Annotated in this window: 15 protein-coding genes, 4 tRNA genes and 1 pseudogene; 3 read left to right on the top strand and 17 right to left on the bottom strand. The window is 65.2% G+C overall.

Features of this window, described 5'->3' with window-relative positions; genetic code table 11:
* Nucleotides 1–133: 133 nt before the first annotated feature.
* Complete coding sequence (locus GFD25_RS12060; RefSeq protein WP_204314896.1) at nt 134–289, bottom strand: hypothetical protein; 156 nt, start codon at nt 287–289, stop codon at nt 134–136.
* A gap of 385 nt (nt 290–674) precedes the next feature.
* On the opposite strand from GFD25_RS12060, the gene GFD25_RS11315 reads away from it, so the two are divergent.
* Nucleotides 675–1,811 carry an IS1249 family transposase gene (locus GFD25_RS11315; protein ID WP_163232884.1) on the top strand — a complete coding sequence of 379 codons (1,137 nt, stop codon included), beginning with the start codon at nt 675–677 and terminating at the stop codon, nt 1,809–1,811.
* A gap of 91 nt (nt 1,812–1,902) precedes the next feature.
* On the opposite strand, the gene GFD25_RS11310 is transcribed toward GFD25_RS11315, so the two are convergent.
* Both GFD25_RS11310 and GFD25_RS11305 read right to left on the bottom strand, forming a co-directional pair.
* Nucleotides 1,903–1,993 (bottom strand) — tRNA-Ser (locus GFD25_RS11310).
* Between the two features lie 120 nt (nt 1,994–2,113).
* Nucleotides 2,114–3,049 carry an EamA family transporter gene (locus GFD25_RS11305; protein WP_163232882.1) on the bottom strand — a complete coding sequence of 312 codons (936 nt, stop codon included), beginning with the start codon at nt 3,047–3,049 and terminating at the stop codon, nt 2,114–2,116.
* 125 nt (nt 3,050–3,174) lie between these two features.
* Here GFD25_RS11305 and dinB point away from each other — a divergent pair, with 125 nt between their 5' ends.
* The gene (gene dinB / locus GFD25_RS11300; protein ID WP_163232880.1) at nt 3,175–4,479 is read left to right on the top strand and encodes a DNA polymerase IV; all 1,305 of its coding nucleotides are present in this window, start codon (nt 3,175–3,177) and stop codon (nt 4,477–4,479) included.
* Nucleotides 4,480–4,577: 98 nt separating this feature from the next.
* Here dinB and GFD25_RS11295 read toward each other — a convergent pair.
* The 14 genes and pseudogenes from GFD25_RS11295 to GFD25_RS11230 form a co-directional block, all read right to left on the bottom strand.
* Nucleotides 4,578–5,929 (bottom strand): annotated as a pseudogene (locus tag GFD25_RS11295) (ABC transporter substrate-binding protein).
* Between the two features lie 380 nt (nt 5,930–6,309).
* A complete protein-coding gene (gene dapC, locus GFD25_RS11290; protein WP_163232878.1) occupies nt 6,310–7,491 on the bottom strand; it encodes a succinyldiaminopimelate transaminase in 1,182 nt (393 codons plus the stop codon).
* Between the two features lie 109 nt (nt 7,492–7,600).
* The gene (gene fdxA / locus GFD25_RS11285; protein ID WP_163232876.1) at nt 7,601–7,921 is read right to left on the bottom strand and encodes a ferredoxin; all 321 of its coding nucleotides are present in this window, start codon (nt 7,919–7,921) and stop codon (nt 7,601–7,603) included.
* Nucleotides 7,922–8,054: 133 nt separating this feature from the next.
* Nucleotides 8,055–9,587 (bottom strand): amino acid permease, encoded by a 1,533-nt coding sequence (locus tag GFD25_RS11280; protein WP_163232888.1) that lies wholly within the window; start codon nt 9,585–9,587, stop codon nt 8,055–8,057.
* A gap of 190 nt (nt 9,588–9,777) precedes the next feature.
* Entirely contained in the window at nt 9,778–10,962 is a 1,185-nt protein-coding gene (locus GFD25_RS11275; RefSeq protein WP_163232874.1) for a UDP-N-acetylmuramate dehydrogenase, read from the bottom strand.
* 115 nt (nt 10,963–11,077) lie between these two features.
* A complete protein-coding gene (gene rpmG / locus GFD25_RS11270; protein WP_003814458.1) occupies nt 11,078–11,248 on the bottom strand; it encodes a 50S ribosomal protein L33 in 171 nt (56 codons plus the stop codon).
* Nucleotides 11,249–11,298: 50 nt separating this feature from the next.
* Nucleotides 11,299–11,372, bottom strand: a tRNA-Met gene (locus GFD25_RS11265).
* A gap of 4 nt (nt 11,373–11,376) precedes the next feature.
* A tRNA-Thr gene (locus GFD25_RS11260) sits at nt 11,377–11,448 on the bottom strand.
* 1 nt (nt 11,449) lies between these two features.
* Nucleotides 11,450–11,530: transfer RNA gene (locus GFD25_RS11255), tRNA-Tyr, on the bottom strand.
* Between the two features lie 104 nt (nt 11,531–11,634).
* Nucleotides 11,635–16,026, bottom strand: coding sequence for a transglutaminaseTgpA domain-containing protein (locus tag GFD25_RS12445; RefSeq protein ID WP_163232872.1), 4,392 nt, complete (start codon nt 16,024–16,026; stop codon nt 11,635–11,637).
* 12 nt (nt 16,027–16,038) lie between these two features.
* Nucleotides 16,039–17,085 (bottom strand): AAA family ATPase, encoded by a 1,047-nt coding sequence (locus GFD25_RS11245; RefSeq protein ID WP_163232870.1) that lies wholly within the window; start codon nt 17,083–17,085, stop codon nt 16,039–16,041.
* A gap of 165 nt (nt 17,086–17,250) precedes the next feature.
* Entirely contained in the window at nt 17,251–17,544 is a 294-nt protein-coding gene (gene groES, locus GFD25_RS11240; protein ID WP_163232868.1) for a co-chaperone GroES, read from the bottom strand.
* Nucleotides 17,545–17,779: 235 nt separating this feature from the next.
* The gene (locus GFD25_RS11235; RefSeq protein ID WP_239512555.1) at nt 17,780–19,015 is read right to left on the bottom strand and encodes a hypothetical protein; all 1,236 of its coding nucleotides are present in this window, start codon (nt 19,013–19,015) and stop codon (nt 17,780–17,782) included.
* Between the two features lie 159 nt (nt 19,016–19,174).
* Nucleotides 19,175–19,855, bottom strand: a complete 681-nt coding sequence (locus GFD25_RS11230) for a GNAT family N-acetyltransferase (protein ID WP_163232864.1) — start codon at nt 19,853–19,855, stop codon at nt 19,175–19,177.
* Between the two features lie 88 nt (nt 19,856–19,943).
* Here GFD25_RS11230 and GFD25_RS11225 point away from each other — a divergent pair, with 88 nt between their 5' ends.
* Nucleotides 19,944–20,531, top strand: coding sequence for a 5-formyltetrahydrofolate cyclo-ligase (locus GFD25_RS11225; protein ID WP_163232886.1), 588 nt, complete (start codon nt 19,944–19,946; stop codon nt 20,529–20,531).
* Nucleotides 20,532–20,678 lie beyond the last annotated feature (147 nt).

Below are 20,678 nucleotides of genomic sequence, written 5' to 3'. Positions count from 1 at the left end.
CCTCGTGATGTCATACCTCGGCGTACACATACCACCATCATGTCACCAAAGCACCATAGAGTAAACACACCCTAGTCGGGTTCAAGGTTGCGGGCGCGACGCCCGGTTAGAGACGCCGCGCCCTTAATGACCGCTACACGAGCAGCCGTAGCAGCTGGTAGAGCTGCCAGACGTTGCACACGTTGAATGGTGTGCCGTCAACCGTGGCCGTCGCCTCGCTATCGCCTATGTGGACGATCACGGTACGCCCGTTCACGGTCAGGGTGCCGTGCATCGTGATATGATTCATCCTGCAACCTTTGTTGATTAAGGGCGCAAGCCGGTAATCAACGTCAAGGCCCGATGTTCCAGCGTCGGGCCTTTTCTTATACCGGCTCGCGCCAGTATCGGCCCGCCATATCAACGGGGACGCCGCATGTTACGGCATCGCCCACGACTGTATCAGAACGCTCGAATACGCAAGCGTCGAGCATGTCGCGCAGCGATTGCGGGGTTATAGGCCAAAATGTGTGTCTGTTTTGGCTTGTTCTCCTTTGTGGCAGTGGGTGTTTCTCGTGTTTGAGTTGTGTTGGCGGGGAACTTGAGGTCGGCCAGAATGTGTGTCTGGAATAGGGTGCGAAGCCTTGTGGGACAACGGTTGAGCGGCTTTCGAGTTGGCATGGCAGATTGGGTGAATGAATACACCCAGTTGCGCCGTGTGCGGCGAGCCGATGAAGCGGAACGGAAGGACGAGTTCGGGACGGGTCAGGTGGCGGTGCCGGAACGCCGACTGCGGCAGTTCGCGTACTCAGTCACGCGACAACAGTGCCCTTGATCTGCGGTGCGGCTTGGACTGGCTGTTCTCGAAACAATCCCAGGCCGAACACATGTTGCCGGCACGCACGCTGCGCCGCAAGTGCGAATTGATGCGGAGCCTGTGGCCTCCGGTGCCCGTGGTGGACGAGGTCCATCATGTGGTGCATGTGGACGGCATCCACCTGCACCGTGACGCGGTGGTGCTGATCGCGGCGGCTGATGGGCATGTGATCGGCTGGCGCATCACCAAAAGCGAACGGTCGGCGGCCTGGCAGTGCCTGATGGCGCGTATCGCACCGCCGGACGCGCTCGTATGCGACGGTGGCGGCGGCATCATGAAGGCCGTGAAGACGATGTGGCCGGACACGAGGATCCAACGCTGCCTGTTCCACGTTCAGGCCAACATCTTCGAGCTGACCGGCATGAGGCCACGTCTTCAGGCCGGCAGACGACTGCGGGGAATCGCCGTGGCGTTGGCGCGCGTCAAAACCAAGGATGACGCCGCGGCATGGCTCGTCTCCTGCAACCAGTGGGAGCAGGACTTCGCCGCCTTCCTCGACGAGAAGAGCCGGTACGAGGACGGCAGCGTGAACGACATGCACCGGCGGCTCGTCAAAGCCAGGCGCATGATCCGTCGTCGCATCCGCGAGGACCGGTTGTTCACGTTCCTCGACGAGGGGCTCGAGGCCGGCGGTCCGGCGCCGTCGACGAACAACCTCATCGAATCATGGAACGGACGACAGGACGACATGCTGCGCCGTCACCGGGGATTGCGCTTGATACGACAACTGAAATCAATCTGCTGGTGGTGTCACCAGCACACGGAACGTCCCGAAACGGACGCGTGGCTCGCCGCGAACGCCATCACGGACGAACGGCTCGAAGAGCCCTACAGGCAGGCATGGGAGCAAAGCCCGCAAGGCATGCACGAGACGTTCGGCATCCCCATGCGGTACGGCACCGGCATCGACTGGAACGACTTCCACACACGAGTCCAATGGCAGTCAAACGACTAGACCACCAGACACACATTTTGGCCTATAACCCCGTTATTCCGCCGTTTCAGGCATGAAAAAAGGGTTTTACGATCGCTCGTAAAACCCTTGGTGGCGGAGTCAGAGGGATTCGAACCCTCGAGCCGCGAAAAGCGACTAACACCTTAGCAGGGTGCCCCTATCGGCCACTCAGGCATGACTCCGTGTTGTGACGCTTGCGCGACGCAACAGCAAATTACTGTACCATCATCGGCGGGACAAAACACCGATATTCCGAAAAATACCCGATTCCGACCACGATCCGCACTCGGTCATACGGCATCCTACTTCGCCGGGGCCTGGTCGCCGGAGAACGTGACGATCACCGCCGTGATCACCAGCGCCACGCCGATGCATTCCCATACGGTCGGGAACTCGCCGAACGCCAAGCCGACGGCCACCGCCACGGCAGGGTTGATCGACTGCATCACCGAGAACGCGCCGGACGTGGTGCGTCGCATCACGACCTGGTCGACCATGTACGGGATGAACGAGGCGAGCATCGAGATCATGAACAGCAGTCCGAGCAGTTTCAGCGATCCGCCGGGGGCCGCGGCCCACGTGGCGCCGGCCTTCGGGCGGATCACATGTTCGACCGCGCCGGGGCCGAGCACCAGCGACTGCAGCAGCCAGCCGATCGCGATGCTTACGCATAGGTTGTCGAGCGAGTTGCCGCGCGAAGCGACCTGGCGACCGAGCACGATGTACACGCCCCACATCGATCCGCCGACGAGGATGGCGATCAGGCCGATCAGGAAATGGCTGCTCGACGCGCCGGCCAGCGACACACCGGCAAGCAGGACCACGCCGCACGCGGCGATGCAGATGCCGAGCCGTTCGCGCCAGCTACGTCCGGTGATCACGGCCACGGTCAGCGGTCCCATGAATTCGATGGCGACCGCTATGCCCATGTCCATGTTGCTGATGGCCACGTAGAACATCGAGTTCATGAGCACGACCGCGACGCCGCAGCCAATCACGATCGCCCAGCCGGGAAGATCGTGCGGCAGGTGTCCACGTTTGCTCGCACGCCACGGCCGGCGCCAGAGCAGCAGCATCACGGCCATGAATCCGACGCGGTACCACACGGCGTACAACGGGTCGAGCTGGGTGAACGCCACCTTCGCGATGGCGGTGGCCAAGTAGATGACGATCGCCTCGCCCATCACGACGAGGAACACCGGCACACGGTTCAGGATCTCAAGAACGGCTCTCTTCACGACATTCAGCGTACTCGGGCGTTGCCGCGGGCGCGCGGGGAACGGGGATTTGCGATATTTTTCCCCGGGACCGCACACGACACGACGATCGAACATCTGTTCTACCCTTCCGCTATGCTGGGTCCATGAGCACTGCACCGAGGCTGGCCGCCGCCAAGCGGGATTGGGGGCATGACGAGACCGGATGCACGGTGCTGCACATCGACATGGATGCGTTCTACGCATCTCTTGAGGTGGCCCGGCATCCCGAGCTCAAGGGCAGGCCCGTGATCATCGGCACCGGGCCGCGTTCGGTCGTGTCCGCGGCGAGCTATGAGGCACGCCGATACGGCGTCAATTCGGCGATGCCGTCGGCGCGGGCGCGTCAACTGTGCCCGAACGGCGTGTTCCTGCCGGTGGACATGGCCTATTACCGGATGATGTCGCATCGTATCTTCGACGAGGTGTTTTCACAAATCACCGACCGGATCGAGAAGGTGTCGGTGGACGAATGCTATATGGACGTATCCGGCGCCCTGCTGCGCTGGAGACAGCCGTCTGCGATCGGCGCGTGGATGCGGCGCGAGGTGGCCGAACGCTATCACGTCACCTGCTCTGTGGGCATCGCCTCGAACAAGCTGGTGGCGAAGATGGCGTCGACGAACGCAAAGCCGGACGGCATGCTGCTGATTCCGTTGGACAAGCACGCCGAATTCGTACAGATGATGCCGTTGCGCGGCATTCCGGGCATCGGGCCGGCATTGGAGCAACGACTGCTGGCGTGGGGCGTCGATTCGGTGGCCGATCTGGCGGCGATGAGCGAGGAATCGCTGGCCCGGGCCTGCGGTTCGCGCACGATGGCACATGGCCTGTATCTGGCGTCGCGCGGCGTGGACGGTCGCGCGGTCACGCCGTATACGCCGGAGAAGTCGATCGGCGCGGAGCGCACGTTCGACGAGGATACGCGCAGCATGCGCCGCGTGTGCGCACTGCTGCGATGGGCGTGTGACGACGTGGCGAGCTCGCTGCGCCGGCGCGGGCTGTGCGCCCGCACGGTGACGGTGAAACTGCGCTTCGCGGATCTGAGCTATATGACGAAGGCGCACACGATGGAACGGGCCGTCGATACGGCGAGCGCACTGTACCCTCAGTGCGTCGCCCTGCTGCGTGCGATGCTGCACATACCGGATACGGCCGGGGAGGATGCGCCCCTGCCGCGCGAGATACGGCTGGCGGGGATGAGCGCCAGCGGATTGGCCGAAACGGCCGGATTGGAGGTGCAACCGACGCTAGATGATCTGTTGGAGGAGTCGGATGCGGCGCGTACGTGTGGCACCGGTTCGCCGGACGGCGTCGGCGCCACACGGGCGGACCGCCTGCGCGGCGCCGAACAGGCGTTGGATGCCGTACGGCGCAAGTACGGCAGCAAGGCGGCCAGTCTGGGTTTGTAGGCCGAAAACGCAAGCAGGCCCCTCCGCGCGGAGGGGCCTGTGAGAAGCGTCAGGGACGGCGGGCCGGGGGCATGATGCCCGACCCGCCGCTCACCGGATCACTTGTTGAAGGCGAGCTTGTATTCGCTGGCCCAGTTGTCGGTGAAGACCTTCTTCACGTCATCCCAGCTGCCCTGGCCCTGGGCGTAGGAGAGCTCGGCCGCACCGAGGTCCTGCTCCCACTGGTGGGACACGGTGGAGACGCTGACGACGTCGTACTTGCCGGCCTTCTGGGACTCGCGGTTGGCTTCGACCAGCGGGTTCTTGACCGTGTAGGCCTCCTCGTCGAAGGTCTTGAACGGGGTGACCAGGACCATGTCCTGGGAGATGGACTTGCGCGCGGTGTCGGAGGTGACGAGCCACTCAAGGAACTGCTGGGTGGCTTCCTGATCCTTCTCGGATGCCTTGGAGTTGACGCACCAGTAGTTGGAGATCACCTGGTTGAGGCCCTGCTCCTCTTCGCCGTCGACGCCCATGTAGATCGGCAGCACGCCGAGATCCTCGTCCGGGAAGCCCTGATCCTGCAGGTTGGAGTAGATCCACACGCCGTCCTGGAAGAACACGGCCTCGCCGAGCGCGAACTCGGAGGTGGCGTCGTCCATGGTCTTGCCGGAGATGGCGCTGGCCGGGACGGTGGAATCGGTGATGTACAGGTCGTAGATGTTCTTCATGTAGTCCACGTACGTGCCCTTGACGGACTCCGGCACGGAGTTCATGTCGACGCCGTCGTCACGGTACTCGTAGAACAGCGGCACGGAGGGCAGGTGGAAGTTGTAGCGGAACGCGGTGGACGTATCCATGCCGGCCAGGCGCCCTTGACGCCCATGTCGTCCTTGTGGGCCTGGATTTCGTCGGCCGCGGTCTTGAGCGCCTTGAAGTTGTTGAGGTCGTCGATCGACTTGATCGTGGACCACGAGGAGTCGAAGTACTTCTTGAGCAGGGACTTGTTGTAGATGATGCCGTAGCTTTCGACCGCGTACGGGATGCCGACCGGCTTGCCGTCGGCGTTCTTGAGCGTGCGGTCCTTGTAGTTGTCGGACAGCTCGCCGTAGATCTTGGAATTGCTCATGTCGGCGGCGTAGTCGAGCCAGCTGTACATGAAGGACGGACCGTCGGCCTGGAACATGGTGGGCGCCTCGTCCTTGGCCATTTCGGAACGCAGCGTCTGGTCGTAGTCGGTGGCCGACAGCTGGATCTGGGTCTCGATGCCGGTCTCGTCCTGGAACGCCTGGGCGAGCGCCTCCCACTTCTCCTGCTCTTCGGCCTTCTTGTTCAGGTAATACACACGGCCCTTGCTGGAGTCGACCTGCGCGGTCGAGTCACCGCACGCCGACAGCGCGCCAAGGCTCAGCGCGGCGACGGACACGAGGCCCACCGCCTTGATGATCTTGTTCCACTTGCTTCCTGCCATCACTACCTCCCTGTTGCAATGGTGTTCTTCTCCGCCCGGCATCTCTGCCGGACGACGCCGCAATACGATCTCACATCCGCGGTGTTCGTCTCACAACGTTAGGTCGATGATATCGTTTTCATCAGCGCCGGGCAAATTCACGGCGTGTTCCGTCAAACGATTTACGTATCAGTATCTGGAAAACGTTGTCAGATTAAGCCGGCTACACAATTTTCGTTATCGTTAACAACACCGCTACGCCAACCCGTCGGCATGAAATCGTATGCATGACGCGACCGTATGACGCGACACAAGATGCGTACAATCGTACATAGAAAAATACCATGGAGCCCGTCGACGACCATGTCGACGGGCTCCATACGATCGGACGGCTCGCCCCGTCAGGCGTTGACGAGTCGTTCGGCCGCGTCGGCGATGGCCCGGTCGCTCGCCGTGGCCGAGAACCGCAGATACGCGGGCGCACCGTAGAACTCGCCCGGGCTGGCGATGATGCCGATCTCGGCAAGCGCCGCCATGTCCTTCCAGCAGTCGCCGGACTTGGCCTTCACCCACACGTACAGGGCGCCGTCAGGCATGTTCGTGGCGTATCCGTATGCGCGCAGCGCGCTCACCAGCATGCCGAGACGGTCGCGGTACCGGTCGTGCTGGGCACGCACCGATTCGTGGTCTCCCAATCCCGCGACCATCGCGGCCTGCACCGGACCGGGGATGATCTGGCCGATCTGCTTGCGGTAGGCGATCATCGGCGTGACGAGCGAGGCGTCGCCCGCGATGAACGCGGTCCGGTAACCGGCCATGTTCGACTGCTTGCTCAGCGAGTACAGCACGAGGATGCCGTCGGCCGAACCGCCGCACACCTCGTGGCTCAGCGCGCACGGCGCGGGAGCCGTGCCGCATGCGGTACCAGCAGCCGCACCAGCCGCGCCGGCCGTCACGCCCCCGGCCCGACTCCCCCACGTCATCAGCGCATAGCATTCGTCGGACAGCACGACAGCGCCGATCTCGCGCGCGGCCGCGACGATATCGGCCATCTGCGCCGCGGTCAACATCACGCCGGTCGGATTGCACGGCGAGTTGACCCAGATCGCGCGCACGCCCGGCACGTGCCGCCACGATTCGACGTCGGCCACGTCGTCGACCTTGAGCGTGCGCGCGCCGGCCAGTTGCGTGCCGATCTCATAGGTCGGATACGACACGGCAGGCTGCACGACGACGTCGCCGTCGCCCAAGTGCAGCAGCGAGGCCATCAGCGCGACACCTTCCTTCGAACCGACGGTCGGCACGACGGCGGCGCCGGTCGCGGCGAGGTCGACGCCGCGGCAGTCACGGAACCATGCGGCGATCGCATCGCGCAGTTCGACGGTGCCGATCGTGGCGGGATAGCCGTACGCGTTCGGCGCGTCGGAAGCTTGGGCCAGCGCGGCACGTACCGATTCGGGCACCGGGTCGACCGGCGAGCCGACCGACAGGTCGATCATGCCGCCGAACGCGGCCTTGGCCGTGCGCTTGTACGCAGCGATGCGCGACCAGTCGTACGGCGACGTGAATTCGTGGAATCCCATGGTTCTTCTCTCTTCCGCAGCAGGACTGCAACGATCTCAAACGATAACAAAAAGGCCGCCGCGAGAGGCGACGGCCACCACACGGGCTATTGCGCCTGTGAGGCTATGTTCACTGGTTCTGCGGGGGCAGAGCGGCGACCTGCTCGGGATCCTTGCCGATCGGCCCGTTGGCGGAGGCGCCGCCGAGATCGCCGACCTCGGCGAAGAAGCTCACCGCGGCGTCCTTGTACCACGCCCACTCCTCCGGCAGATCGTCCTCGTAGAAGATCGCCTCGGTCGGGCAGACCGGCTCGCACGCGCCGCAGTCGACGCATTCGTTCGGGTTGATATACAGCGAACGGGAACCCTCGTAGATGCAGTCGACCGGGCACTCGTCCACGCAGGCCTTGTCCTTGACGTCCACGCAAGGCTGAGCGACAACGTATGGCATGGTTTCTCCTTCGTTTTCAGCTCATTCCAGCGTAGTCCACACTTCGGACGCGTCACGCCGGCGTCACACCGGCAACGTGCCGCACATCGCGCCCGCGTCAGCCGCACCGGCCTGCGCAACAACCCCGCAACGACTACGCTTTGACGGCGCTGCCCGCCTTGGCGAGCTCGTCGTCCAGCTCCCGATCAAGTTCGCCGGTGCCGAGGCGCGCGTGACGGTAGCTGTAGCCGAAGTACACGCAGAAGCCGACGACCAGCCACACCACGAACCGGATCCAGGTGAGCACGGACAGGTTGAGCATGAGCCACAGATTGGCGAGCGCGATCAGGATCGGCACCCACGGGTTGCCGGGCATCTTGAACGCGCGCGGCAGCTCGGGGCGCTTCATGCGCATGATCGGCACGGACAGCGCGACCAGCGTGAACGCGGACAGGGTGCCGATGTTCACCATGTCGGAAAGCACGCCGATGTCGAAGAACGCGGCGACCAGCGCAACGACCACGCCCGTGACGATCTGCAGCAGCGCCGGCGTGCCGTGCTTGCCGGTCTTCGACAGTCCGCGCGGCAGCAGTCCGTCGCGGCTCATCGCGAACACGACGCGGGTCAGGCCGAGCAGCAGCACCATGACCACGGTCGCCAGTCCCAGCACGATGCCGAAGCTGATGATCTTCGCGGCCCAGTTCGCGCCGACCAGTTCGAATGCGGTGGCCAACGACGGGCTGTCCTGCGCGGCAAGTTCCTTGTACGAGACCATGCCGGTGGTCACGATCGCGACGAGCATGTACATGATGATGATCAGCGCCATGCCCACGCCGATGCCGAGCGGCACGTTCTTCTTCGGGTTGACGGTCTCCTCGGACGCGGTGGCGACCACGTCGAATCCGATGAACGCGAAGAACACGAGCGCCGCGCCCGACAGGATGCCCGGCACGCCGTAGATGCTCGGCGTCATGCCGGTGACGAACTGCCACAGCGGCTGGGTCATCTCGTTGGTGATGGTCGAGCCGGAGACGGCGGACGCCGGTTCGGCCGGCGGGATGAACGGCGTGAAGTTGGACGCCTTGACGTAGAAGAAGCCGACGATGACGACGAAGAAGACGATGGCGATCTTGAGGACGGTCATCGCGCCGTCGACGCGGGCGCCGATCTTCGTGCCGAACACGAGCAGCGTGGTGAAGAACGCGACGATGATGATCGGCGCGATGTCGATGTGGAACGAGCCGAACGTGAGGTTCGTGTTGAGACCCCAGCCCATGAGCCGCATGAAGTCGTTGAGGTAGACGCCCCAGTATTTGGAGATGACCGAGCCGGCCATGAGCATTTCGAGGATGAGGTCCCAGCCGATCACCCACGCCATGATCTCGCCGACCGTGGTGTAGGTGAACGTGTACGCGGAGCCGGCGACCGGGATCATGGACGCGAATTCGGCGTAGCACATGACGGCCGCGCCGCACACGACGCCTGCGATCAGGAAGCTGATGATGACGGCCGGGCCGGCGTGGAACGCGGCGGCCTGTGCGCCGACCGAGAAGATGCCCGCGCCGACCGCAACGGCCACGCCCATGATGGACAGATCCCACCATGTGAGATTGCGTTTGAGCGAGCGACCCTCCTCGCCGGTTTCGGCGAGGGTCTGCTCGACTGATTTCGTGCGGAATACGTGCATGGACATGCGCTTCGCCTCTTCTCTGTCGGCGTCGTTGCGACCGGAGGCCGCCTGATTATCAACACTTGAGCATAAGCGAAACGCATTACATCGCGCAAGAGGCGAGTTCAGCGGACGAAAACCGCCACGCACGTAGGAGCCCGACGATACCGGAGACGATCGGTCGACAACCGGCCGCAATACTCACGGCCTACCGCAGATCCAGACCGACGACGACCGGTTCGGGTACCAGTCGCACGCCGAACGCGGCCTCGACGCCGTCCTGCACGGTTTTCGCGAGGCTGGCGACGTCGGCGGCGGTCGCGCCGCCACGATTGGTCAAAGCGAGCGTGTGCTGCGTGGACAAGCCGGCGGACGAATCCGAGGAGGTCTTGAATCCCTTATGGAATCCGGCATGGTCGATCAGCCATGCGGCGGAGGTCTTGACGCCCGGCGTGCCGTCCGGCAGGGTCGCGTCGAACCGCGGCGCATCCTCGGGAAGCCCCGCGGCCGCGTCGGCGGTCAGGATCGGGTTCATGAAGAAGCTGCCGCAGCTGTGACGATCGTAATCGGGGCTATCGGTCTGCGCTCGTCGCGCGATCTCGACCTGTTCGGCGCGCTTCGTGCCCGTCATCGCGGGATTCTCGTAGCGTCCGGCATCCTCAAGCATGCCCTTGGCCGCGCGAACCTTGAGCACCGCGTTGCGGATCGCCCGGGTCTCCATGCGGTCGCCGACCTCGACGCCGAGCGCCTTCGCCAACTGGCCGTAGCCGACCGTGCCGGTCGCGCTGTGCCGCAACGCGAAGGTAACCGACAGCACCACGTAGCGCGGAGTCGGGAAGAAATCGGCGGCCGGGGTCGCCGGCGCCGCATACATGCTCGCCTTGAGCCGGCTCATGCGGTAGCCGAATCCCATGTCCGCGGCCGCAATGTCGCAGGTCTTCTTGTCCTTGCGATCCCAGACCTCCACGGATTCGACCGTCGTGGCGACCTCCTGACCATACGCGCCGATATTCTGCACCACCGACGCGCCGACCGTGCCGGGAATGCCCGACAGGCCCTCGACGCCTTCGAGACCGAGTTCGACCGTGAACGCGACGAAGTCGTCCCAATTGCAGCCGGCCTCGGCGTTGACGTGCACGATGCGTTCGCCGTTCTCGACCGGCGCGGCTTCATCGGGCACGGTGATGCGACGGCGCGCGTCGCGCACGACCACGCCGTTGAACGGCGTGTCGGCGACCAGCATGTTCGAGCCTCCGCCGATCACGCACAGCGGCAGGCCTTTGGAATCCGCGTCCTCGACGGCTTCGATGACGCCGACGCGCGAGGTGGGTTCGATGAATCGGGCGATCGTGCCGCCCACGCCGATCGTGGTGATATCCGCAAAAGAAGTCATGCGACCTATGGTACTTCCGCCTATCCCAGACGCTCGCGTTGCGGTCACACGACTTTTCCAGAAACAAAAAACCCGACCGGGAAGGTCGGGTTTGAAAGCTTGGTGTGAAACCGATTCAGCGGGTCTCGCGGTGCACGGTCTGCTTGCCGCAGCGCGGGCAGAACTTCTTCAGCTCAAGACGATCCGGCGTGTTACGACGGTTCTTGGTCGTGATGTAGTTACGCTCCTTGCACTCGGTGCATGCCAGCGTGATGCCCGGACGGATGTCGGCGCTCTTGCTTGCCATTTGGTTCACCTCTTGTGTTCGTTGTCCATCGGCTGTTCTGCCGACATTTGTAGCGAGAAAGAGACTCGAACTCTTGACCTTACGATTATGAGTCGTACGCTCTAGCCAGCTGAGCTATCCCGCCAGAGAGCCCCGAGTGAGAATTGGACTCACGACCTCTTCCTTACCAAGGAAGTGCTCTACCACTGAGCTATCGGGGCGTGGCGGATAGTGGATTCGAACCACTGAAGCCGAAGCGACTGATTTACAGTCAGTTCCCTTTGACCGCTTGGGAAATCCGCCATGTTGCCTCAAGCGACCGGGGCCGTAATCGGCAACTCGAATAATATGCCATGACTCAGCGCCAAACGCAAGTCGGGGCACCTTACGGCGTGTCGCCTGTATTTTCAACGCTTTTGCCGGTGAACCAGCGACGCAGGCAGGAGGAAACTTCTCACCCGAATATGCCTCGACAGCCGTTTGCGGGCACCTTCCAGACCCTTCAGAACGGTCTCGGTCCGATCGCGCAGATCACCCGCATCAGACCCGCCCTCCGGCGACACGCCGAAGGCGATGGCGGTCACCCGGTCGGCGATCAGCATCAGCGACTTCTCGGGTGCCGTGTCGCCGGGAGACTTATCCCCGGCCGTCGCCTCGCCGTCGGAAGACATCGCCCCCGCGATCCGCCGTGCGATCACGCGCTCGGTATCCGCACGATCCCACCGAACGCCGCAGTCCCGCGCCGTGTCGCAGATCTCCGACCACGCGGCCAGCCAGGCTCGGGGCACCTCCGCGCCGATCAGCCGCATCCGCCTCCTGCGCCGCATCGCGCGGATCATCGCCGGCACCAATGCCAACACGGCCACCAACGCCAGGCCGAGCAGCGTCCATCCAACGATCGCCGCCCACCCGGGCAGCGCCAGCCGGTTCCACCATGGCGTGTCGGCCTGTGCGGCCGTGTCGTTCCCACCCGTCTGCGTCTGCTGCGTCTCCTGCGTGTCGCCCGATTTCGCTTCGTCCGACGTATCGACGTCACCGCCGGTCGCGTCTCCGTCCGGCGTGATCGTCGTCGTTACCGAATCCCCGGAGTCGCCGGTCGTACCCGTCGAGGTCGTACCGTCCTCCGAAGCGCTGCCGTTGTCGGCAGTGGCCGGCGTAACGTCGAACGGCACCCAGCCGACTCCGTCGAGATACGCCTCGACCCACGAGTGCAGCTGCTTGGCGCGCACTTCGAAATCGCCGTCGCCGTTCGCCCGGTCGACGCCGCGGTTGTAGCCGAGCACCATGCGCGTCGGCACGCCCATCGCCCGCCCGAGCACTGCCAGCGCGGACGCGTAGTGCGTGCAGTATCCGGACCGCGTGTCGAGGAAGTCGCCGATCACGTCGAGGTTCGACCGGCCGTCGCCGTCCGGCGCGTCGAGCGAATACGTGAACCCGTTGTCCGGATCGGTGAAATAGTCGACCAGCCAGCGCATCGCCGCGACCTGATGGTCATAGCCGTCGCCGTCGGTCGCCACGCCTTCGGTCTTGGCTTGGTCGACGAGTGCGGTCACGTTCGCGGGCAGCGTCGTCGGCAGCGAACGGTACTGCTTGTGCGCCCGCGTGTCGATCAGGCCGACCGCATCCAATGCGGCGCGCACGGAGTCTCGCCGTTCCGATGAGTACACGCCGGTCCGCGAGCCGCTATAGCCGAGGTCGCGGTAGACGCTGAGCAGATCGTCCTGCAGCGACACATCGGATGCGGTGCCCGAACCGCCGTCCATCAGTATGGCGATGGCCGCCTTGCCGTCGTCGCCGTACAGGCTGCCGACGAATTCGTCGTCGGATATGGCCAGTCGCTGCCGTGTCTGTTCGTTCAGTTCGAGTTCCGGCATGCCGTAGTCGCCGGTCGTCGACATGACGCCGTACGCCGTGCCGATCAGGGTGCCGTTGGCATCCTTGAGACTGGCAACTGTCGAGGTCTCGATGATGCCCGCATATTCGACAGGCATGATCAGCCATTGCCCGTGCTGCGTGGCGAGTCCGTCGGTGATGGCCTGTTTACGGGAGGCGAGGACGGTCTGCCGGTCCCGCACCTCGCCTTCCAGTTGCTGTTCGAGATCGTCGTGCATCGCACGTACGTCGTCGAGCCGGCTGAATTCGGACGTGGAGGTGATCGTGTCGACGCCGGTTCCCCGGGCTTGGTAGCGCATGCCTTCGTTGGTGACGGATTCGCGGTTGTAGACGGTCGATCCGGCCGTCAGCCACGAACCGTCGAGCGCGTATGGCGTGCCGGAGACGCCCGGCATCGGCAGGAACCGCGAGCGCAGCGTTTCGATGGTGATGTCGGCGTTGCTTTCGTATTGCCCGGACGAACCGGAGAACCGCAGGTTGCCGTTCATGTCCTGCATCACGGCATCCCCGGAGCTGGCGTAGTTGAAATACTGGTAGATGGACAGCGGGTCGTCGAGCCGGTAGCGGTGTTCGTCGCTCATCATGTTGCTCGAGTCGATGCCGAGCTGGATGCCGGAACCATACAGGTTGGCGTCCTTGGCGAGCGCCTCGTCGAAGCTCCAGGTGTCGCCGTTGAACTCGTCGAGCGTGGTCATACGCAGGTAGAGCCGGTTGCTCGACCGGTAGGTGAGCACGATCGAGTCGGAGCCGGCCTTGAGCGAACGTTTGAGATCGACCATCGGGTTGATCGTGTTGGCGGACAGCAGGCCGGACGAGTTGCCGAACGACAGCGGCACGGCGTTGGCGAAGCCGACGGCTGGGGTGGTCAGGGCGAGCACGGCGGCGGTGACGAGCGCGGTGACGGCGGCCGGAGTGGGGGCCGGCGCGCGGTGTGGGACGACTTGCCAGAGCGCGATCAGGAACGCCGCGGTGACGAGCGCGATCTGCCACCAGTCGCTTTGGCGGCCGACGAGCGCGTAGTTCGAGGCGAACAGGATGACCGGCAGCACGGCGAAGGCGGGTGCGGTGCGGCGGGCGACGAGCAGCAGCCTGACGAGGATGACGGCGGCGGCCACGGCGAGGATGAGCACGACGTCGCCGGACAGGTCGACGTTGATCGGCGGCAGCTGCGAATCGAGCGCGTTGAAGCCGCGTTCGACCGTGTCTTCGATGAGGGTAAGCGGCGTGGTCGCTGATGCCGTGACGGACGACGCGGTACCGCCGGCGGCGTTCGCGGATTGCTGCGCAGCCTGTTGTGTGGCCGCGTCCGCGTTGATGCGGTCGAAGGCGGTGCGGTCGAACAGCCATATCTTGGCGATGTCGTGGATGCGGACCGTTACGAGCGTCGCGGCGGCGACCAGCACGGCGATGACGGTTGCCGCCGTGCGGATGGCGTAGCGCGGACGCGACCGGGAGGGGAGGTTCGCTTCGCACGCGACGACGGCGAGCGCGACGCCCGCGAACCACGGCCAGTATCCGGTCGGGGCGAGCAGTCCGGTCAGGGAGACGACGGACGTCTCGAAGAACACGAGCAGGGCGGCCGCGGTGAGGAGACGGGAGATCGCCTCGCGCGGCGCGGCAGTCTGCATGGCGCGGCGCGTCTGCGGCGCGGCGGGAGCGTTTACGGCAGATGACAGGTCTGCGGTGTCCGCGGTTTCGGTGACATTCAGCCGTTCGGTTCCGACTGACCGGCGCAATGCCGTGGCAAGCTCGCCTTGTGGATGCGGCGTGAACAGTCGAACGGCCACCACGCCGGGCTGGCGCGCCGTTGTTTCGGCCACGTGCTTGGCGAGGTCGGACGGCGTGCGACCGCCCGGAGCGGATTCGCTCGCGACCGTTTCGCCCGGTTTCGCCACGTCACCCGGTTTCGCTGTACCACTCGGCTTCACGATGCCGCCCGGTTTCGCCACGCCGGCCGGGATCGGCGACATCGCGGCCAGCAGACGGGCGCAATCCTGCGGATCGTCGGCGAACCGCACGCCGTCGGTGACGATGACGCGCCGGTCCGCCGACGCCGCGCGCAGCAGCGGCAACGCCTGATCGACCTGCGCGTCGATCCGCGCGTCCGTAATGCCGTCCGATCGCGCGTCGAGCACGATGATGGTCGAGGCGCGCATGTCGCGTCCGGTTTCGCGGGTCATGAGTTCGCCGCGATGCGCGGTCGCCTTCCATGAGATGAGCTTCGGCGGGTCTCCGGTCACATAGGCGCGCACGCCGCCCGTGTTGTCGGATTGGTTCATTCCCTGCATACGCTGGTCGGTCGCACGCCGGCCGCCGCCGTCCTGTCCGTCCGTATGCGGCAGCACCGTCACGTCCTCGTCGCGGGCGAGCAGCCGGGACGCCGAGAACAGACCGAACGGGTCATGCCAACGCACGAACACCGCGGTCAGGCGGTACAGGCCGCGCGCGTCCGGCACGGCGCCGATGTGACGCTCGGTGACGTCGCCATCCTGATCGAGCCGCAGGTACTGTCTGCGTACGTCGGCGAACATGCGCGGCAGCAGCATCCGCACGAACGGCGGCACGACGGCGGTTGTCCGGGGACTTGCGGCGGAAGACCGGGCATCGCGAAGACCGGCGCCGGCGAGCGCCGCGTCGCCGTACCGTGCAAGCAGTATCCATTGCGTGACGGCGAGCGCCAGCGAACAACCGAAGATGATCGTGACGGCGAGCGCGGCGGCCATCAGCGCACGGTCGTCAAGCAGCAGTCCCATGAACCAGAATCCGGCACCGAACAGAATCGCCGCGAACCCGGCCACGGACGGCCGGATCACGCCGTGCCGGCGCCATCGCGGAAATCCGGCCACACGCCGTTGGACGCCGCGGTCATGCGCGGCGGTTGCGGACTTGCGGCGAAGCGACGGCATGGCCATCACCCGCTATACGCGTTCCGGACGGGGAACCGGCACGTCGGAGACGAGCCCGGCGATCACGTCACGGGCGCGGCCCATGGACGCGAACCCGTAGCCGGCGTCGGCGAGCACGATGCGATGCGCGAGCACGGGCACCGCCAAGGCCTGCACGTCGTCGGGAATCACATACGCGCGGCCGTCCGCCAGCGCATGGGCACGCGCCATCGCGGCCAAATACAGGCTGCCGCGCGGCGAGGCGCCGTAGCGCACGCCGTCACGTCCGCGCGTGGCGGCGACCAACGCCACGATGTAGTCGGCCACATCGTCCGACAGATGCACCTGTTCGGCGGCACGTCGCATCGACAGGACGTCGTCGGGCTCGCACACGCGGTTCAGGCCTTCCAGCGGGCGCAGCATATGTCCGCCGGTGAGCATCGCGGATTCGGCTTCGGCACTCGGATATCCGAAGCTCGTGCATGTCATGAAACGGTCGAGCTGCGCTTCGGGCAACGGGTACGTGCCTTCCAGTTCGATCGGGTTCTGCGTGGCGATCACGACATACGGGTCGGGCAGCGCGTGGGTTCTGCCGTCGACGCTGATCTGCCGCTCCCCCATCGCCTCAAGCATGGCGGACTGGGCCTTCGGATTGGCGCGGTTCACCTCGTCGGCGATGACGATGTTCGCGAACAGCGGGCCGGGATGGAATTCGAACCGACCGGTGGCTTGCGAGTAGATGCTGACGCCGGTCAGATCCGAGGGCAGCAGGTCCGGCGTGAACTGGATGCGGCGGGATTCGCCTCCGATCGCGACGCTCATCGCCCTGGCGAGCGTGGTCTTGCCGACGCCGGGCACGTCCTCGAGCAGCAGATGCCCGCCTGCGGCGACCGTGAGGATCGCCAGATCGATCACGTCGCGCGAGCACGAGAGCACGCCGGCCAGCGTGTCGGCCAGCCTGGCGATGAGCGCCGCGGCGGATGTCGGGTCAAGGGGGTGCGCCGTCTCTCCGGAATGCGCCTCATCCGTTGGTTTTCCGACAGAAACGCCGGTTTCCTGATGTATCGTGCCGCCCTGCATATGTCCCCCGAATCAACGTCGATTATCTGACATTCAGCGTACCAGCGGGATACGGCGTTTACGCCGCGGGCGGATCATACGCGACACAACCGCCACACATACGAAAATCCCGCCCGGCTCGGGGCCGGACGGGATTCGAAACGATAGTCGCGTTATGCGCGAATCTCAGCCGAGGATGGCGAGGATGTCGCGGGCGGAGACGATCAGGTAGTCCTCGCCCTCGTAGTGGACTTCGGTGCCGCCGTACTTGGAGTACAGCACCTTGTCGCCGACCTTGACGTCCATCGGGATGCGCTCGCCCTTGTCGTCACGGCGGCCCGGGCCGACGGCCAGGACTTCGCCCTGCTGCGGCTTCTCCTTGGCGTTGTCCGGGATGTACAGGCCGGAAGCGGTCTTGGTCTCGGCCGCGGCCTGCTTGACGATGATCTTGTCTTCCAACGGTGTGAGCTTGATCGACACTGTAGGTCACCTCGTATATCTAGTAAAAACCAGTATGTCCGCGCCAGAAGTCCGCCGTACGGGAGGCTGACGATCACCCGTCGCGTCCATTCCTTTGCGCTGGTACACATCGTAGCGCGGTTTTTAGCACTCTGCCAACTCGAGTGCTAACGCTGAGAGTGAAACGCCGGAAAGGACCGGAAACGCAGTGTGGCTCCCCGCGGGGAGCCACACCAATGCGTTCGTCGGTTCGCGGTCAGGCGGAGCGACGGGCGAGGATCGCCTCAAGCCCGGTGCCGAGCGAATCGGAGGTCGCTTCGGGAGCGTCGACCTCGACGCGCTCTTCGCTGTCATGGAACGCGGCCGTATCGTTCACCGCGTCGCTGACCGCGCTCGGACTCTCCTGGACCACGGCATCCTGCGTTTCGGCGGACGCGGACGTCTCGGCGCCGTCCGATGCCGCAACATCCGCGGCATTCGCGGTATCCGTATCGTTCTGCGCGGCCGGCACCGCCTTGGCGACCTGCTTGGTCGACTTGATTTCGAGGCTTTCCGGGGCGGGAGCCGCCGGTTCGACGCCATTGCGCGGCGCGCCGAGCGAGAAGGAGATGAGATCCTGCGAAGCCATCTCGAACGCGTCCAACGCACGGGACGGACTCACATGGGCCAGTTCGCTGGTCTCGTCGGCCGGCGCGGCCGGTTCGACGGACGCAGTCTGGGAATTCCGCGGAGCGGCCGGCTGGGGAATCTGCTGGGAATCCTGCGCGGCCGGGGCTTCGACGGAGCCTTCGACCGACGCGGCGGTCGTATCGATCACTTCCTCGGCCGAGGCAACGTCCGATGCCGCAGACTGCGCGACTGCGGACACAGCGGCCTTCGCGGCCTCGCGTTCGGCGGCGCGACGGGCCTCACGCTGCGCGAACGCCGCCGCCTGCTCCTTGCGGGCCTGTTCGAGGGCGCGGCGGATCTCCCGCTGCTCCATCACGTCGGTGACGGGTTCGTTGGCGGGATTGCCGGGCACCGCGGCCGGCTTGCGGCGGTCCGCCGGCTGTTCGACCGCGCGACGGGCCGGCTCGACGACCGTCTGCACCTTGGGCTTGCGTGCGGCCTTGGCCTTGCGGCTCGCGGCGACCTTGCGCTCCCATTCTCGGGCCTGCGCGGCCGCACGCACGCCGAGTCCGATCACCGCCAGCATCATCGCGGCAGGGATCAGGGCGAACAACGGGCTGAACTTCAACGGGAAGGAGATCGCCAGCACCACGACGGTGACGGCCAGCAACGACACGACGATCATGCGTCGGCGTCGAATCGCGGCGCGACGAAGCTGCCGCACGTGGGCGATTCGCTCCGACGTGTATTTCGTGTCCGGCTGCATAATAATCCCTTTCGCCTGCGGCGTATGCTCGTCGGAGAACCGCGTGCCGTCGTTCATGCCGACCAGGTGCAACGACGGCGAGTATTTGTCCTCGCGATGCTCCGCCACTTTTCTCATGCCCTTCGCCGTCCGCACAGGCAGCCAGCCGGCCATGACGATTATGAAAATCACCAGCACCACAACAGCACTTAGTGACTCGTAACCCATGCACCTAAGAATAGGAGAGGCCGGGCACAAATCGGGAATTGCGTCCGGGCGTGTCGTCGCACGGCGTTTTCAGCGCCCGGAGCCGGACGACAGCAGCCGCGCAAGGAATCCCTCGCGCGCATCCTCCGCCAATAGGCTGTAGGTCTCGTGATCGCGCCATTGCCCGTTGATATACATGTATTTCTCACGCACCCCCTCGGCATGGGCGCCGAGTTTTTCGACGACGCGCCGCGAGCGATGGTTTTCGGGCAGGATCGCGATTTCGAGACGGTGCAGCCGAGGCCCGGACGGGTCGGTCAACGCCCAGTCGGCGAGGATGGCGAGCGCCATCGGCGCGAACCCGTGTCCGGCGTGGTCCTGGGACACCCAGTATCCGACGACGCCGGTGCGCATCGCGCCGTAGCTGACCGCCCCGAGCGAGATCTGGCCGACGATGTTCCCGGCATGGGTGATGGCGAACAGCGCGCCGGTGCCGTTCTCTTCGGCGCGCCGCTGACGTTGTATCCACGTGTTGAACGTGAGGGGCGCTCCGTGCGTCGGGTCGCCGGAATCCCACGGTGCGAGCCATTCGCGGTTCCGCCAGCGCACGTCGTTCCATTCGGCCTCGTCGTCCTGGGTCAGCGGACGCAAGCTGATCGGCACGACGACGGACGCCGGACCGTCCGTCGGGGACGGCAGTTCGTCCGGCATGCGGATGGCCGTATCGTCGCCGGGATGGAATACCGCACGCAATGACTGGAAAACCGACATGCCCACCATTGTGCCACCGTCGCGGCGCGGACGGTCTTTTATGACCGGCGGCGTGATACTTCCGTGATACAACGGACGCATGGAGAACATGCTGGACGGCGCGGACAAGCGCACGCTGCGCAGGGCCGCCATCGCGCGGCGCAAGCTGACGACGGACGCCGATCGCGTTGCGGCCGGGATGCGATTGGCCGCAGCGGCCGAACCGCTGATCGCTGGGCTTGAGCGCGGCGCGACGGTGGCCGCATACGTGTCAATGGGCAGCGAAGTCGAGATGACGCCGCTGCTGCACGCGCTGCTGGATGCCGGCATGCGCGTACTGGTGCCGATGCTCGGCCGCGGGCTGGATGTCGGCTGGGGCGTGCTGGATGAACTGGACGACCTCGCCGATGCCGGAGAACGGAGGCCGCAGGAACCGTCCGGAGAGACGCTGGAAGCGGATGCGTTGCATGAGGCCGCGCTGGTCATTCTGCCGGCGCTGTCGGTCGACCGGTCGGGCACGCGTCTGGGCCGTGGCGGCGGCTGGTACGACCGCGCGCTGGGATATCGCGGCGCCGGCGCGCGAACGGTCGCGGTGTGCTGGCCGTGGGAGGTCGTCAAAACCGTGCTGCCGCACGAACCGCACGACGTGCCGGTCGATGCCGTGCTGACGCCGGACGGAATGACGCCGCTGCGGTAGGTATGGCTCAGGCGAACGCGCGCGTCCACCGGTGTGCGCGTTCACGGACGCATGTCCAGCCCTGCGAGATACACCGTGTTTAGTTAACTGATGGATTGAGTGGCGACGCTGACGCTCGCACCATGCGTGGTGTTGTTTGAAAAACGT

The organism is Bifidobacterium aerophilum (assembly GCF_010667685.1).
Taxonomy (GTDB): Bacteria; Actinomycetota; Actinomycetes; order Actinomycetales; family Bifidobacteriaceae; genus Bifidobacterium; species Bifidobacterium aerophilum.
The sequence above is the reverse complement of the archived record's forward strand: the minus strand, read 5'-3'. Positions and strand labels throughout refer to the sequence as shown.

Coding starts and splice junctions, on each gene's coding strand:
- GFD25_RS11235 (WP_239512555.1), bottom strand. CDS start 19,015: ATGAGAAAAGTGGCGGAGCATCGCGAGGACAAATACTCGCCGTCGTTG.
- GFD25_RS11275 (WP_163232874.1), bottom strand. CDS start 10,962: ATGACTTCTTTTGCGGATATCACCACGATCGGCGTGGGCGGCACGATC.
- GFD25_RS11280 (WP_163232888.1), bottom strand. CDS start 9,587: ATGCACGTATTCCGCACGAAATCAGTCGAGCAGACCCTCGCCGAAACC.
- GFD25_RS11225 (WP_163232886.1), top strand. CDS start 19,944: ATGCTGGACGGCGCGGACAAGCGCACGCTGCGCAGGGCCGCCATCGCG.
- rpmG (WP_003814458.1), bottom strand. CDS start 11,248: ATGGCAAGCAAGAGCGCCGACATCCGTCCGGGCATCACGCTGGCATGC.
- fdxA (WP_163232876.1), bottom strand. CDS start 7,921: ATGCCATACGTTGTCGCTCAGCCTTGCGTGGACGTCAAGGACAAGGCC.
- GFD25_RS11230 (WP_163232864.1), bottom strand. CDS start 19,855: ATGTCGGTTTTCCAGTCATTGCGTGCGGTATTCCATCCCGGCGACGAT.
- GFD25_RS11315 (WP_163232884.1), top strand. CDS start 675: ATGAATACACCCAGTTGCGCCGTGTGCGGCGAGCCGATGAAGCGGAAC.
- GFD25_RS12445 (WP_163232872.1), bottom strand. CDS start 16,026: ATGCCGTCGCTTCGCCGCAAGTCCGCAACCGCCGCGCATGACCGCGGC.
- GFD25_RS12060 (WP_204314896.1), bottom strand. CDS start 289: ATGAATCATATCACGATGCACGGCACCCTGACCGTGAACGGGCGTACC.
- dinB (WP_163232880.1), top strand. CDS start 3,175: ATGAGCACTGCACCGAGGCTGGCCGCCGCCAAGCGGGATTGGGGGCAT.
- dapC (WP_163232878.1), bottom strand. CDS start 7,491: ATGGGATTCCACGAATTCACGTCGCCGTACGACTGGTCGCGCATCGCT.
- GFD25_RS11245 (WP_163232870.1), bottom strand. CDS start 17,085: ATGCAGGGCGGCACGATACATCAGGAAACCGGCGTTTCTGTCGGAAAA.